The organism is Rhodococcus sp. GQ147 (assembly GCF_059759155.1).
The window spans coordinates 1-15,184 of sequence record NZ_JCAXDU010000014.1; the positions used below are offsets into that span (position 1 = coordinate 1).

13 protein-coding genes are annotated in these 15,184 nt (G+C 69.3%); 7 read left to right on the forward strand and 6 right to left on the reverse strand.

Going from position 1 to position 15,184, the window contains the following annotated elements:
* Positions 1-168 precede the first annotated feature (168 nt).
* On the forward strand, positions 169-363 hold the full coding sequence (locus AC6CID_RS16335; protein ID WP_006551338.1) for a DUF7455 domain-containing protein: 195 nt from the start codon (positions 169-171) through the stop codon (positions 361-363).
* 75 nt (positions 364-438) lie between these two features.
* Here AC6CID_RS16335 and AC6CID_RS16340 read toward each other — a convergent pair whose 3' ends face one another.
* Complete coding sequence (locus AC6CID_RS16340) at positions 439-2,166, reverse strand: DEAD/DEAH box helicase (RefSeq protein ID WP_024100707.1); 1,728 nt, start codon at positions 2,164-2,166, stop codon at positions 439-441.
* Between the two features lie 211 nt (positions 2,167-2,377).
* Here AC6CID_RS16340 and AC6CID_RS16345 point away from each other — a divergent pair, with 211 nt between their 5' ends.
* Positions 2,378-3,733, forward strand: a complete 1,356-nt coding sequence (locus AC6CID_RS16345) for a YihY/virulence factor BrkB family protein (protein ID WP_019289204.1) — start codon at positions 2,378-2,380, stop codon at positions 3,731-3,733.
* Here the strand turns inward: AC6CID_RS16345 and AC6CID_RS16350 are convergent.
* Positions 3,706-3,942: a DUF3039 domain-containing protein gene (locus tag AC6CID_RS16350; RefSeq protein WP_006551335.1), complete on the reverse strand. Its 237-nt coding sequence runs from the start codon at positions 3,940-3,942 to the stop codon at positions 3,706-3,708. The genes AC6CID_RS16345 and AC6CID_RS16350 overlap by 28 nt on opposite strands.
* 73 nt (positions 3,943-4,015) lie before the next feature.
* On the opposite strand from AC6CID_RS16350, the gene AC6CID_RS16355 reads away from it, so the two are divergent.
* The 3 genes from AC6CID_RS16355 to AC6CID_RS16365 all read left to right on the forward strand — a co-directional run bounded on the left by AC6CID_RS16355 (position 4,016) and on the right by AC6CID_RS16365 (position 7,022).
* Positions 4,016-4,375, forward strand: a complete 360-nt coding sequence (locus AC6CID_RS16355) for a DUF3099 domain-containing protein (RefSeq protein ID WP_006551334.1) — start codon at positions 4,016-4,018, stop codon at positions 4,373-4,375.
* Positions 4,376-4,412: 37 nt separating this feature from the next.
* The gene (locus AC6CID_RS16360) at positions 4,413-5,891 is read left to right on the forward strand and encodes a DUF7782 domain-containing protein (protein WP_064060801.1); all 1,479 of its coding nucleotides are present in this window, start codon (positions 4,413-4,415) and stop codon (positions 5,889-5,891) included.
* 168 nt (positions 5,892-6,059) lie between these two features.
* Positions 6,060-7,022: a sigma-70 family RNA polymerase sigma factor gene (locus AC6CID_RS16365; protein ID WP_498354201.1), complete on the forward strand. Its 963-nt coding sequence runs from the start codon at positions 6,060-6,062 to the stop codon at positions 7,020-7,022.
* 105 nt (positions 7,023-7,127) lie between these two features.
* Here the strand turns inward: AC6CID_RS16365 and AC6CID_RS16370 are convergent, their stop codons facing one another.
* On the reverse strand, positions 7,128-9,782 hold the full coding sequence (locus tag AC6CID_RS16370; protein ID WP_050993479.1) for a bifunctional acetate--CoA ligase family protein/GNAT family N-acetyltransferase: 2,655 nt from the start codon (positions 9,780-9,782) through the stop codon (positions 7,128-7,130).
* A gap of 106 nt (positions 9,783-9,888) precedes the next feature.
* Positions 9,889-11,160, reverse strand: coding sequence for an acetoin utilization protein AcuC (locus AC6CID_RS16375; RefSeq protein WP_039587044.1), 1,272 nt, complete (start codon positions 11,158-11,160; stop codon positions 9,889-9,891).
* A gap of 104 nt (positions 11,161-11,264) precedes the next feature.
* Between AC6CID_RS16375 and AC6CID_RS16380 the strand changes: the two genes are divergently transcribed.
* Positions 11,265-11,951, forward strand: coding sequence for an iron-dependent transcriptional repressor DtxR (locus tag AC6CID_RS16380; RefSeq protein WP_006551330.1), 687 nt, complete (start codon positions 11,265-11,267; stop codon positions 11,949-11,951).
* A gap of 45 nt (positions 11,952-11,996) precedes the next feature.
* Positions 11,997-12,989, forward strand: coding sequence for a UDP-glucose 4-epimerase GalE (galE, locus tag AC6CID_RS16385; protein ID WP_498354202.1), 993 nt, complete (start codon positions 11,997-11,999; stop codon positions 12,987-12,989).
* Between the two features lie 19 nt (positions 12,990-13,008).
* On the opposite strand, the gene AC6CID_RS16390 is transcribed toward galE, so the two are convergent.
* Positions 13,009-14,145: a DUF4192 domain-containing protein gene (locus AC6CID_RS16390; protein ID WP_498354203.1), complete on the reverse strand. Its 1,137-nt coding sequence runs from the start codon at positions 14,143-14,145 to the stop codon at positions 13,009-13,011.
* 169 nt (positions 14,146-14,314) lie between these two features.
* On the reverse strand, positions 14,315-14,983 hold the full coding sequence (locus AC6CID_RS16395; protein WP_498354204.1) for a DUF5642 family protein: 669 nt from the start codon (positions 14,981-14,983) through the stop codon (positions 14,315-14,317).
* Between the last annotated feature and the right edge of the window lie 201 nt (positions 14,984-15,184).

Here is a 15,184-nt window from a genome sequence, read left to right on the forward strand (position 1 = left end):
CATGTCGAAGCATTTTCGCTGTTCGATGCGTGAAACACGCCACCATTGGGCATCCAGGGGAACAACACGTGAATACGAATCGTCTGTCAGAGTAGATCCACCGCGCCGGCCGGTGCGGCGGACCAGACCCCGGCACCCGATATGAGCGGTGGCCAGTTTGGAGGAGTCATGCCCGGTACGTTGACCAGCCCGAAATTGACCGCTGCAGATCGCTGCGATCGGTGCAATGCCGCCGCTCGTGTCCGCGCCGTCCTTCCGACCGGCGGAGAACTGTTGTTCTGCGGGCACCACGCGAACGAGCACACCGACCGCCTCCGTGAACTCGGAGCGACGATCGTGAGCGAGTCCGACGCCACCGTGTGATCCGCCGTCCGGAACCACGGTTCCGAGACCCGACCGAACGGGCGACCACCTCGAGGTGGTCGCCCGTTCTCGTCGTCACCAACTGCGCAGGATCGCGATCCGGTCGCGCAGTTGCTCGGCGGTCGCCATCGCCGTCGGCGGACCACCGCACTGGCGACGCAGTTCGCCGTGGATCACCCCGTGCGGCTTCCTGGTCCGGTGGTGCACGACCGCGACGAGCGAGTTGAGTTCGCGACGGAGCTGGGCGAGGGTGTCGGCGGTCTCGACACGCTCGGTCACCTGGGGCGGCGGCGTGGGTGCCGGTTCGGCCTTCGGCTTGTTCAGCTGCTGTTCCTGACGCTGACGCAGCAGCGCCCGCATCTGTTCCGCGTCGAGCAGACCCGGGAGCCCCAGATAATCGGCCTCCTCGTCGGAACCCGCGAATGTCGCGGTGCCGAACGAGGATCCGTCGTAGATGACCTGATCGAGCTCGGCGTCCGCCCCGAGCGAGTGGTAGGCCTTCTCGTCCTCGCCGGGCTCGTCCTTGCGCCGGTTCGCGTCGGCGAGCAGCTCGTCGTCGAAGCCCTCCTTGACCCGGTGCGGCTTGCCGAGGACGTGGTCGCGCTGGGCCTCGAGCTGGCTGGCGAGCTCGAGCAGCACCGGCACGGACGGCAGGAAGACACTGGCCGTCTCCCCCTTGCGGCGCGACCGCACGAAGCGGCCGATGGCCTGCGCGAAGAACAACGGGGTCGAGGCGCTGGTCGCGTACACACCCACCGCCAGTCGCGGGACGTCGACGCCCTCGGACACCATGCGCACGGCGACCATCCACCTCTGGTTGCCCTCGCTGAACTGCGAGATGCGGTCGGAGGCGGTGGGATCGTCCGAGAGCACGACGGTCGGCATCTCGCCGGTGATCGACTCGAGGATCTTCGCGTACGCACGCGCGGTGGTCTGGTCGGTGGCGATGACGAGCCCACCGGCGTCCGGCATGCCGCCGGCACGCAGCTGCTGCAGACGGGTGTTCGCCGCCCCCAGCACCGCAGGAATCCAGTCGCCTTGGGGGTCGAGGGCCGTCCGCCACGCCCGGGCCGTCTGCTCGGCGCTGAGAGGCTCTCCCAGTCGCGCGGTGAACTCCTCCCCCGCACTCGTGCGCCAGCGCGCCTCGCCCGAGTACGCGAGGAATACGACGGGGCGCACGACGCCGTCGGCGAGTGCGTCGGCGTAGCCGTAGGCGTGGTCGGCCTTGGACTGCAGCAGACCGTCCTCGTTCGGTTCGTAGCTCACGAACGGGATCGCACTGTCGTCGCTGCGGAAGGGCGTACCGGTCAGTGCCAGACGGCGGGTCGCGTCCCCGAACGCCTCGAGAATGCCCTCACCCCAGCTCTTCGCGTCGCCACCGTGGTGGATCTCGTCGAGGATCACCAGGGTGCGACGCGCCTCCGTGCGCACACGGTGCTTGAACGGGTGCGAGGCGATCTGCGCGTAGGTGACCACGACGCCCTGGTAGTCGCTCGATGTCTGCCCGGTGGAATTCGTGAAGTTCGAGTCGAGCGCGATGCCGATGCGGGCCGCGGCACCCGCCCACTGGTGCTTGAGGTGCTCCGTGGGGGCGACCACCGTGATCTGGTCGACCGTCCGGTCGCGCAGCAGCTCCGACGCCACCCGGAGGGCGAAGGTCGTCTTACCGGCGCCCGGGGTCGCGACGGCGAGGAAGTCGCGCGGCTTCGTCGCGAGGTACTTGGTGAGGGCGCGGCGCTGCCAGGCACGTAGCTGGGCCACAGGGGCGGAGGTCGTAGCTTGTCCGACGGTTTCGGTGCTCACCGGTTTCTCGTGCTCCTTGTCCGCTTCGCTCGGGTCGGTGCCACCGCACTCGTCCGGGCGCCGACCGTCATGCAGCCTATCGTCTCGGAGCCCGTGAACCCGCCGAAGCCGCGGCGTCGGCGGGTTCTCCGAGGACTGCGTGGCAGAATTCGAGAGGCCCTCACCTGCCTGTGCGCGCACGCGAGCGTGTCTTCAGGAATTCTGGAAGTAGATGAACGACACACCACGATCCCCCGCACAGGCACCCTCCGGCCGCGTTCGCCGCGCGGTCGGAAAGGGCTGGAAGGTCGTGACGCACACCCTGTCGTCGGCCTGGGACCACTCGATCTTCAGCAAGGCGGCGACCGCGGCCTTCTGGCAGACCCTCTCACTGCCGCCCCTGTTGCTCGGTCTGCTCGGCAGTCTCGGTTACGTCGGTGGCTGGTTCGGTCCCGACACGGTGGAGATCATCACGTCGAAGACCGTCACCTTCCTCCGCTCGGTCTTCAGCGACAGCGTGGTCGACCAGATCATCGAACCCACGGTCGAGGACGTCCTCCGTCGGGGTCGCGCCGACGTGATGTCGTTGGGCTTCGTGTTGTCGCTGTGGGCAGGATCGTCGGCGATCTCGACGTTCGTGGATTCGATCGTCGAAGCGCACCACCAGCAGGACCATCGCCACCCGGTGTGGCAGCGGATCTTCGGGCTGCTCCTCTACGTGATCTTCCTGATCCTGGCGGTGTTCACGATGCCGCTCGTCGCGCTCGGACCCACTCTGATCGGCCGGTTGCTGCCCGACGCCTGGTTCGATGTCGGCTCACGGATCATCGACACCTTCTACTTCCCCGCGGTGGGTCTGCTCCTACTGATCGGTCTGACGACCCTGTACAAGGTGGCGCTGCCGAAGTCACTGCCGTGGCACCGACTGCTCGGTGGCGCGGTGCTGGCCGGGGTGTTCTTCCTCGCGTCGAGCGTGATCCTGCGGTGGTACCTGACGTGGGTCGCGGCCACGGGTTACACCTACGGTGCGCTCGCCGCCCCGATCGCGTTCCTGTTGTTCACGTTCTTCCTGGGGTTCGCCGTGGTCCTCGGAGCGGAGTTCAACGCCACGGTGCAACAGTTCTGGCCGGCGCGCGCCACGCGTCTGGAGCAGTGGCGGATCTGGCTCGCGGAGCAGTCGGCCCGTGATCCGTCGCCCGACAGCGGACCGGTGACGAACCTCACCCGCCGGTTGACGAGCTCCACGACCATCCGGCTGTCGGACCTGATCCGGCCCGGGGATCGCCAACCCGAGTCGTGGCCGATCGACGGGAAACCCGTCGAGTCGGATGCGGCGCCGGACGATCGGCCTGCCCCCCACGACGACACTGCTCCCCACGACGACACTGCCTCGCACGACGACACTGCCTCGCACGACGACAAGGCCGGGGGATCCGAAGTTCCCCCGGCCCAGACCGAACTGTTGACGGTGGAGGCAGTATCACCGTCTTCGCCGGCAGCAAGACCGTCGCCAGAATCACCCGACGCCGCGGCGGACGACGAGGTATTCCACCAGGTGTCTCAGTCGCCCTTGCGCAAACCGTCGTAGACTTTCTTGCATTCGGGGCACACCGGCGAGCCGGGCTTCGGCGACCGGGTCACCGGAAAGACCTCACCGCACAGCGCGACCACATGGGTACCCATGACCGCACTCTCGGCGATCTTGTTCTTCTTCACGTAGTGGAAGAACTTCGGGGTGTCGTCGTCGGTCGTTTCGTCGGTGGTGGTATCCGGCCGTTCCTTGATATCCGTGCTCACGTGTCCATGATGCCGCACGGAAGGGCCGGATGTGTATGTGCGTGCGACGGCCCGGCGTGGGAAGGTGGAAGACATGGCGAGAACTCACGGTTTCGGCGGATCCCCCGAGAACGGATCGCCCGACAACCCGGTTCTGATCACCGCGGCGGAGGCGTCGCTCGAGGATCAGCACCGAGCACGGGTTCGCAAGTACCTCACCATCATGTCGGTCCGCATCCCCGCCCTGCTGCTGGCGGCGATCGCGTACGGCGTATGGGCCAATCCCTGGATCTCGATGGCGATCATCGGGGTGTCGATCCCGCTGCCGTGGATCGCCGTCCTCATCGCCAACGACCGGCCGCCGCGCCGCAAGGACGAACCGAGCCGCTGGGACGGCCGCTTCGACGATGCCCCGGCGATCGAGTCGTCCCGCCACCATGTGATCGACGGCTGACAGGGACCCCGGACGGGACGCTTGCGAGAATGTCGTGGTGGACCGCGACCTTCTCCTGTCTCTCTGCCCGGCTCTGCGCACCGCACTGATCCGGTGCCGCTACGACCTCGACACCGTCCGGGAACTGCTCGGCCCCGAGGCGCACGCCGCCCTCGGGCGTAGCGAACCCGTCCCTGCCCGGCGCATCGCGCGCGGTGCGGGCGATCTCGGCGTGCTCGTGCGGCTGTTCCTCCTCCAGGACACCTGCCCCGAGGACGAGGTCGCGCAGGCTCTCGCCCCGGTGACGACGGAGCAGGCCGTGCAGGCGGGACTCGTCGAACGCGACGGCGACGGCGTGCGGGCCGCTCTCGACCTGCGGCCCCTCGACGCCGGGACCGGCAGCCGCTGGGTGCTGTCCGATCTCGACGGCTCGATCCGGCCCGTCTCGACCCGCCCCGATCACGTCCTCGGCGTCGGTCAGGCCTCCCTGTCGCTGCTGCAGGCCACCCCGACCGATCGGGTCGGTTCGGTGCTCGATCTCGGCACCGGTTGCGGGGTGCAGGCGATCCGCGCCGCGGACCACGCGGACGAGGTCACCGCGACCGACATCAACCCCCGCTGCCTGACCCTGGCCGCCGCGAGCGCCGCGTTGAACGAGATCGACATCGATCTTCTCGAGGGGTCGTGGTTCGAGCCGGTCGCCGGCCGGACCTTCGACCGCATCGTCGCGAATCCACCGTTCGTGGTGAGCGCCGGACGTGTCGAGCACAGCTACCGCGATTCCGGTCTCGACCTCGACGGCGCCAGCCGGCTCATGATCTCGCAGGCCGCCGAACACCTGAATCCCGGCGGCACCGCCGCGATGCTCGCGTCCTGGGTGCACGTCGAGGGCGAGGACTGGCGGACCCGCGTCGCATCGTGGCTGCCGTCACACGGCGTCGACGCCTGGATCGTGCAGCGCGATATCGCCGATCCGGCCCTCTACGTCGGGACGTGGCTGCGAGACGGTGACGCCGATCAACGCGAGCCGGAGGTCGCGGTGCGCGCCGAGCAGTGGCTCGACCACTTCGAGGAGCAGGGCGTCGAGGGCGTCGGGTTCGGGTTCGTCTACCTGCGCCGCACCGACCTGCCGTCCGATGTGATGGCCGAGGACCTGCGGCACGCGTTCACCGACGCGCTGGGTGACGAGGCGGTCGACTACTTCCGGCGCCTCGACTGGCTGCGTACGCACGAGGTGCTCGACGCCCGTTTCGCGGTGCGGCCCGACACGGCCCTCGAGCGGGTGCACCTGCCCGGCGAGGACGGGTGGGACCAGGTGGTCGTGCGGGTGCACCGCAGTGGCGGTCCGGCCTGGCAGCACGAGGTGGACGACCTCGCGGCCGCCCTGCTCGGCGGCATGCGCGCCGACGGTCTTCCGCTCGGGGATCTCGTGTCGCTGCTCGCGGCCGCGCACGGCGAGGACGAGGACGACCTCCTCACGCAATCGGTGGGCCTCGTGCACGGCTTGGTGCGGCACGGGTTGATCGAGCCCGTCTGACCCCCTCCGGCGCGTTCCTGAGGTTCCACGATTCGGTTCTCTCAGCAACTTCTCAGGAGCTCATCGGGTTAGTGCAGGTCAGCGCGGTGGTACTCCGAGACCGACGGGAACTCCACCGCTTCGCCGGTCGTTGAACCCTGTGAGACACCACCGATGAGGAGGCACGTCATGGCACGCCCCGAAACCACCGCTCGCTTCGATTCCGACCTGGACGGTCAGAGCCCCGCAGCCGATCTCGTTCGCGTCTACCTGAACGGCATCGGACGGACCGCTCTGCTCACCGCAGCCGACGAGGTGGAATTGGCCAAGCGGATCGAGGCCGGCCTGTATGCCAAGCACCTGCTCGAGACGAAGAAGCGTCTGTCGGCGACGAAGAAGCGCGACCTCGCGATCATCGTCCGCGAAGGACAGGCCGCTCGTAGCCACCTGCTCGAGGCGAACCTGCGCCTCGTCGTCTCGCTGGCGAAGCGTTACACCGGACGCGGTATGCCCCTGCTGGACCTCATCCAGGAGGGCAACCTCGGCCTGATCCGCGCGATGGAGAAGTTCGACTACGCGAAGGGCTTCAAGTTCTCGACCTACGCGACGTGGTGGATCCGTCAGGCCATCACCCGCGGAATGGCCGACCAGAGCCGCACGATCCGGCTCCCCGTCCACCTCGTCGAACAGGTCAACAAGCTCGCCCGCATCAAGCGTGAGCTGCACCAGCAGCTCGGCCGCGAGGCGACCGACGAGGAACTCGCCAACGAGTCGGGTATCCCCGTCGAGAAGATCGCCGACCTGCTCGACCACAGCCGCGACCCGGTGAGCCTCGACATGCCCGTCGGCAACGACGAGGAGGCCCCGCTGGGCGACTTCATCGAGGACGCCGAGGCGACGTCCGCCGAGACCGCCGTCATCGCCGGACTCCTGCACAGCGACGTCCGCAGCGTCCTCGCGACGCTCGACGAGCGCGAACAGCAGGTCATCCGCCTGCGCTACGGCCTCGACGACGGCCAGCCCCGCACCCTCGATCAGATCGGCAAGCTCTTCGGGCTGTCCCGTGAGCGTGTCCGGCAGATCGAACGCGAAGTGATGGTCAAGCTCCGCGAAGGAGACCGCGCCGAGCGCCTTCGCGCCTACGCCAGCTGACCGGGCGCGTCAGCGGTATCCGATCCCCGAGAACCGGGCTGGGTTCTCGGGGATCGTTGCCGTTCGGGTGCCTTCTCCGGCAGGTGTCCGGCCGCCGGACTGCCGTCAGCGCAGACGGCGCGGTCCGAGGTCGAGCGGGTGCGGTTCGGGCCCGATCCGCACGTGCGCGTCGGTGAGTTCGGCTCCCACCACCGAGGCCAGGACCGGTTCGCACACCAGTTCGCGCACCTCGGGCAGGTCGTCGGCGAGCGCCGAGATCCTCTGGACGAAGTCGACGAGTGCCGGCTTGTTCACCGGTGCGGCATTGCGATAGCCCGAGAGCAACGGCGCCGCCTTCGGCGCGTCGATCAACTCGACCGCCTCGTCCTCCGTGAGCGGAAGAACCCGGTAGGCGCGGTCGCCGAGCAGGTCGGAGATCACACCGGCGAGACCGAACGAGATGAGCGAACCGAACGACGGGTCGTCCTGCACACGGATCGCGCAACCGATGCCCTTGTGGGCCATCCGCTGCACGTGCATCAACGGCTCCCCCGACACCGCGGCCAGGTCGCAATAGGCGATCCGTACCGAATCGGCGTCGACGAGATCGAGCCGGACCCCGGTCAGATCGGGCCGGTGCCGCCACTGCGCACCGGTGGCCTTGACCGCCACGGGGAAGCCGATCTCGTCCGCCGCCGCGACCGCCTCCTCCTCGGTGGTGACGGCGCGGAAGTCCGCGACCTCGACTCCGTAGCAGGACAGCAGCAGGGCCGCCTCGGTATCCGACAGGTAGCGACCCTCGGGAGTCGTCTCGAGCCAGCCGTCCACGAGCGCACGGGCGCGCTCGGGATCGATGCCCGCCGGTCGCACGACCTGCGAGGGCGGACGACTGCGCCATTTCGCGTACCGCCACGCCCGCCCCAGGGCGAGCGCTGCTCGTTCCGGACCGGGATAGGACGGCACGGATCCGCGGGTCGGGTTGCCGTCCGGTCCGCGCACGGCCAGGACGTCGGGGATACCCTCGGTCGCCAGGAAGGTCGTGACCACCGGCTTCTCCGACCCGGCGACGGCGTCGCGCAGGGCCTGCGCGTAGGGCTGGACGTCGACGGCGACCGGCGGGACGAAGACCGCGATCACCGAGTCGACATCGGGTGAGTCGAGCGCCCGGGCGACGGCTTCGGCGAATTCCTCGGGCGACGCCTGCGCGCCGAGATCTACCGCGTCCGGTGCCTGCAGACCCTGGCCGCGGGCGGCGTCGACGGCGAGCAGACCCAGGGCGGTGGAGTTGCCGACCACGGCGACGCGGGGACCCGCGGGCAGCGGCTGGTAACCGAACAGCAGGGCCGAGTCGAAGAGCTGGCCGATGGACTCGACCTGGACGACACCGGCCTGCTCGAACAGGTATCGCACGATGGTGTCGTCCATCTCCCCCGTCCGGGCGGCGAGCGCCGGCGGCACCGCGTGGCGGCCGCTCTTGACGGCGACGATCGGTTTGCTGCGCGCCACCCGCCGCGCGATGCGCGAGAACTTACGCGGGTTGCCGAAACTCTCCAGATACAGCAGCACCACTTCGGTGGCAGGATCGGTGTCCCAGTACTGCAGCAGGTCGTTGCCGGACAGGTCGGCGCGGTTGCCGGCCGAGACGAAAGACGACAGTCCGACACCCGTCTTGGCGGCCTCGTCGAGGATCGCGATGCCGAGGGCGCCGGACTGGCAGAAGAAACCGACGTTGCCGGACGCCGGGAGCACGGGCGCGAGGGTCGCGTTGAGTCGGATGGCGGGATCGTTGTTGGCGACACCGAGAGCATTCGGCCCGATGAGTCGCATACCGTGCGACCGCGCGGCCAGCGCGAGCCGCCGCTCGGCGTCGCGACCCTCCGGTCCGGTCTCGCCGAAACCGGACGAGACGACGAGCAGGGCCTTGACACCCTTCGCGAGACAGTCGTCGAGCACCGAGTCGATCGATTCTGCGGGGACGGCGGCGACCGCGAGATCGATCTCATCGGGGATGTCGCGGACGGTCGGGTAGGCGCGGACACCTCGGACGGACCGGTGTTCGGCGTTGACCGGGTAGACCGGCCCGGTGAACCCGCTGCGCAGCATGTTCACCAGCACGGCGTTGCCCACCTTGCGGCTGTCGGTGGAGGCACCGATGACGGCGACACTGCCGGGACCGAGGATGTTGCGCACGCTGCGCGCCTCGGCGGCGCGTTCGCGGGCGTTGCGGACCGAGACGAGGGCTTCGGTGGGGTCGATCGCGAACTCGAGCCGGACGACTCCCCCTTCGAAGCTGCGGCTGACCTGGTAGCCGGCTTCCCGGAAGACCGTGATCATGTGCCGGTTCTCGGCGAGGACCTCGGCGACGAAGGTGTGCAGTCCGTTCTCGGCGGCCGCGCCGGCGAGATGTTCGAGCAGGATCGGACCGAGACCGCGTCCCTGGTGAGCGTCGGCGACGGTGAAGGCCACCTCGGCGGAGAGACCGTCGCCCTCGTGCGAGAGTCCCTCGTACCGCCCGACGGCGATGATCTCGTCGCCGAGCACCGCGACGAACGCCACCCGGGACTTGTGGTCGACGACCGTGAAGTTGAACAGGTCCTTCTTCGAGATCGTCGGGTACGGACCGAAGTACCGCAGATAGCGGGTGCGTTCGGACAGTTTGCTGTGAAAGGCGACGATCGCGTCAGCGTCCTCGGGGACGATCGGCCGCAGGTGTACGACGCCGCCGTCCGAGGCCAGCACGTCGGCGACCCAGTGCCGCGGATAGTCGCGGGCGCGCGCCAGCGCCGCCTCGCGCGCGGGGTCGGTCTCCCCTGTCGTCCCGGCACCCTGCGCGGGGGCCGCGCCCGTCGCAGACGCGGAGTCCGGTGCCGCCGAGGGATTCTGCCGGTCAGTCACGGGGGTCCTCCGGGTCCAGGCCGAGCAGCGGGAAGGCCGCCCGCCTCGTGGCGATGATCGCCGAATCGATGCGGGTCAGTGCGCGGTCCAGGGACGCGATCCCCGTTTCCGGTGTGCCACCGGGACCGTCCCACGGCAGGTACGAGACGTCGGAGCCCTCCCCCATGACCGTGGGCAGTTCGACGCTCGGGGCGAGAGCGCCGACGCGCTCGCTCCAGTCCGCCGGAACCGGGGTGCTCAGGTCGATCTCGCGGTCCAGCGCCGCGGCGATCAGGTGGGTCCACGCGCGCGGCACCACCCGCACGAGGCCGTAACCGCCGCCGCCCACGGCGAGCCAGCGACCCTCGCAGTAGCGGTCGGCGAGATCGCGCATCGCGAGATACGACGCGCGCTGGCCGTCGACGGTCAGGGAGAGATCGGCCAGAGGGTCCTCGCGGTGGCTGTCGGCACCGCACTGACTGATGAGTATCTGGGGGCGGAACGCCGCGACCGCGCCCGGCACGACGGCATGGAAGGCGCGCAACCACAACGCGTCCACGGTGCCCGGCAGTACCGGCAGATTGATCGCGGTGCCCTCGGCCGGACCCGAACCGACCTCGCTGGACCACCCGGTGTTGGGCCACAGCGTCGCGGGATGCTGGTGCAGGGAGATGGTCAGGACGCGGGGATCGCCGAGGAATGCGTGCTGCACACCGTCGCCGTGGTGGGCGTCGACGTCGATGTAGGCGATGCGGTCGTAGCCGTGGTCGAGCAGCCACGAGATCGCGATGGCGGCGTCGTTGTAGACGCAGAACCCGGCGGCCCAGTCGGCCATCGCGTGGTGCATGCCGCCCCCGATGCTCACCGCACGGCGGGCCCGGCCGCTCGCGATCTCGCGTGCGGCCGCGAGGGTTCCCCCGGCGAGCGTCGCGCTGGCCTCGTGCATACGGGGGAAGATCGGGTTGTCCTCGGTGCCGAGACCGTGGGGTGCGTCGGCCGGGGGTGCCGCTCCCCCCGGAGCGGAGCCCGCACGCTTGACCGCGTCGACGTAGGACGAGGTGTGGATGCGCAGCAGATCGGTGTCGTCCGCAGGGGACGGGCGGACCGTCTCGACGCCTTCGAGGAGACCGAGACTGCGGGACAGCGCCATCGTGAGATCGAGACGCGTGGGGTTCATCGGATGTGTCGGACCCCACCGGTAGTCGAGGTAGTCGGGGCTCCACACCACTATCCGATCGCCGCTCAGCTGTGTCGTACCGCCCGCCGCGGTGGAGCTCGTGGTCATGGACACAGACGCTACTGGTCCACCCACGGACATGCGAGCCTCGGAGGGCGCCCCCACCGTCCTGTTCGCACGGTTAGAATCGGCCCAGACGAAGGGGTGTGAGAGTGAAGGACCTGGTCGATACAACGGAGATGTATCTCCGGACCATCTACGACTTGGAAGAGGAAGGTGTGGTGCCGCTGCGCGCGCGTATCGCCGAGCGCCTCGAACAGAGCGGACCGACGGTCAGCCAGACCGTGGCCCGCATGGAACGCGACGGCCTGCTCCGGGTCGCCGGCGACCGCCACCTGCAGCTCACCGAGAAGGGCCGCGATCTCGCGGTCTCGGTCATGCGCAAGCACCGGCTCGCGGAACGGCTTCTCGTGGACGTGATCGGTCTCGACTGGGAGAACGTGCACGCCGAGGCCTGCCGCTGGGAACACGTGATGAGCGAGGAGGTCGAGCGCCGTCTCGTGGAGGTGCTCAACAACCCGACCACCTCCCCCTACGGCAACCCCATTCCAGGACTGGCCCAGCTCGGCCTCGACCGCACGGCGGTCCTCGACGAGAAGCTGGTGCGGTTGACGGACATCCCGCACGGCAAGCCGACCGCGGTCGTGGTACGCCGGCTCGCGGAGTACGTCCAGTCCGACCCCGAGGTCATCGCGCGACTGCGTGAGGCCGGTGTGGTCCCGGACGCGCGGGTTACAGTCGAGACGCGACCGGGCTCGGTGTCCATCACCGTGGCCGGTCACGACAGCTTCGAGCTTTCCGACGAGATGGCCCACGCCGTGCAGGTGAAGCAGGTCTGACCCAGGCCCCTTTTCGCATGTCCGGTACGGGCGTGCGAAAAGGGGATGTCCAGCGTGAGACTTCTGGTGACCGGCGGCGCCGGCTATGTGGGCAGCGTGTGCACGACCGTGTTGCTCGAGCAGGGCCACGACGTCGTGGTCGTCGACGACCTTTCCACCGGGAACGCCGAAGCGGTGCCCACCGGTGCCGAGTTCGTCGAGGGCGACATCGCGGCCGTCGCCGACGAACTGCTCTCCGGATCCCGTTTCGACGGCGTCCTCCACTTCGGTGCACAGTCCCTCGTCGGCGAGTCGGTGGAGTTCCCCGAGAAGTACTGGCAAGGCAACGTGGTGACCACCCTGGCCCTGCTCGAGGCCGTCCGCCGCTCGGGTACCCCACGGTTGGTGTTCTCCTCCACCGCCGCGACCTACGGCGAACCCGACAGCGTGCCGATCACCGAGGACGCGCCCACCCGGCCAACCAACCCGTACGGTGCGTCGAAGCTCGCCATCGATCATGCGATCTCCTCGTACGCGCACGCTCACGGTCTCGCGGCGACGAGTCTGCGGTACTTCAACGTCGCCGGCGCCTACGGCGGTGCCGGGGAGAACCGGGTCGCCGAGACGCATCTGATCCCACTCGTGCTGCAGGTCGCTCTCGGTGTGCGCGATCACATCTCGGTCTTCGGCACCGACTGGCCGACCAAGGACGGCACCGCGGTGCGCGACTACATCCACGTCAAGGATCTCGCCGACGCCCACGTACTGGCACTGACGAAGTCCGAACCCGGCCGCCACGGCATCTACAACCTCGGCAGCGGAGAGGGCTTCACCGTCCGCGAGGTCATCTCGGCGTGCGAGCGAGTCACGGGCCTGCCGATCGCAGCGGTCGACGCGCCGCGCCGTGCCGGTGATCCGGCCGTGCTCATCGCCTCGAGCAGCCGCGCGATCTCCGAGCTCGGGTGGAACCCCCAGCACACCGATCTCGACGAGATCGTCTCCGATGCGTGGGAGTTCACCCGGTCTCTCGGCGACCGGCTGCACGCTGCTCGACGCTGATCGAGGACACGGCTCCGGTTCAGGACGGTTCGTCGCCGCGCGGCAGTTCGAGTCCCAGCCGCGCCGCGATCTCGTGTCCGGTCTCCGCGAGGCCACGGATCGACTCGGGACGCAGTCCCGCCTGCAGGGCCTGGTCGAGCAGATCCGAAAGCCGGTGGCGGGGATCGGATTCGAGGGCCGCTGCGAGCGCGACCCCGGCGAGCGGACCGTCGCCGCGCACGTAAGCGCCGAAGCCGACAAGCGCGGCGGCATCGGCCCGCTCGGGATCGGGCAGGGCCCGGGCGAGCTCGGTCCACAGACGCTCCGCCGGCCGTGCGAGCGGTCCGGTCGCAAGTCCCATGGCGGCGTCGCGCACCGTGCGGTTGGCGAGCAGGACGGCCAGCTCGGCGATGTCGGACGCGCTGGGATCCGTTCCGCCGGCGTACGTCTCGATGTGTGCGAGCACGGTTTCGAGTTCGAGACGGTCGGCGCGTTCGCCGCCGCCCTCGCGGGCACAGCGTTCGTACTCGCGGTCGCGGGTCTCGACGACCTCGTCGATACACCGCGCGACTTCCTGCCTCACCGCCGGCGGATACGGCGCGAGCAGTGCGGCGAGCTCGGTGCGGGAGCCGCGGATCGGGCTGCCCTCGAACACCCGGGCCACCGCGACCACCGAGGACCCGGGATCGGCCATGCTGCCGGTGATGTTCTGGCCGGGCACGAACCAGGTCGCTCCACCGGTGATCTCCGGTAGCGCGTACACCCCCGCCAGGTCGATGCCGACGGCGTCGAGATGGTCGGCGAAGTCGTCGACGAGCCTGCACACGTCGGCGATCACCGGATCGTGCCGGTCGATGAGGTCGTCGTCCACGAGAACGGCCACCACAGATTCCGCGCCCTCGCGGGCACAGACGGCGCAGAAGCGCCGGAACGCCGCGCGCATGGGTTCCGGGACCGACTCTCCGGGCCGGGGCAGGACGAGGTCGTGTCGCATCACGGCGCCGATACTCGCCACCTTCCCGTTCGGGCGGGTCGGAGCGTCATCCGTCGGGGTCAGGCACATCACGACGATCGAACGCATCGGCGGGAAGCCCATGAGGGCGGGCAGGGCGGCGATCACGTCACCGACATCGGTGAGACGGAGGGGATGCGACGACGAAGGCGTGGAAGTTGTCATGCTCGAACCGTGGCCCATCGGCCCGAGCGGAAAGCGACTCCCGGGGTCGTTCCGCGGCCTTCTGGGGATGAACCGGCCGGCTGTGGACAACTCCGCGACCGGCATCGTCGACCCGTGCCGAACGGACGATCCCGTCGGTGAACGCTGTTAGGGTGCGCGCCCGGCCCCGTCAGGGGCGGGCGGCGAAGTCGACGGCCTCCCGGAACACGAGGTCGAGATTGTCGGCGTCGGGCGGCGCCGCGTCGAAGGACAGGTACGTGACCGTCACACGCACGTCCCCGATCTGCGCGATCCGCGCGGCCATCGACTGCGTCATGCCACCCGATCCACTGCCGGAGTCGACCGTGCGGGTCAGGGCCAGCGTCTCGGCCCCGTCGACGGCTATGGCGGGATCGTCGCCGAGGACGGTCGAGACGGTCGAGGTGATCCCCCGCACGGTGGCGTCCACCTGCGAGCACTCGGTGAGATAGGTGCGGTACTCGCCGACGTCCGGAGCGGAACGGGTGACCTCGACACTGATCGTCGCGCGACTGGCGTTGTCGGTACCGACCACCATGGCGGTGCTCTCGGGGCCGTAATTCTGCGCGGGCGGCAGACATCCGCCCGGATCGACCTTCGAGCCGGGCTGGATCCCGGTCAGGTCGGGCGCTGCCTGCGCCACGGCCTCCGGTGGGAGGACCACCGCGACGTACGGTTCGGGAAAACGTTCGAGAGGAAGCACCAGCTCGCCGGGTGCCCGGACAATCGCGGGTGCAGGTGCAGGCGCGGTTCCCGTCAGGGCTGCCGGTTCGGGCCGGGGGTCGCCGGAGACGGTCTGGGAGCAGGCGGATGCGAGCATCAGGCACGCTGTCGCCACCGCACTTCGGGCGGCCGATGCGCGGCGCCTCGGACGAGTGTCGCGTCGGGTCACCCGAACCTCCCTCGGTCGTCGACGTCGGGCAGGATGTGCGCCCCGGAATCGGTCGTCGTAGCGTCGATTAGACTCGAACACCACCATGCCACGTCGGGTGACCCCGGCGGAGATGCCGAGACGAAGTGT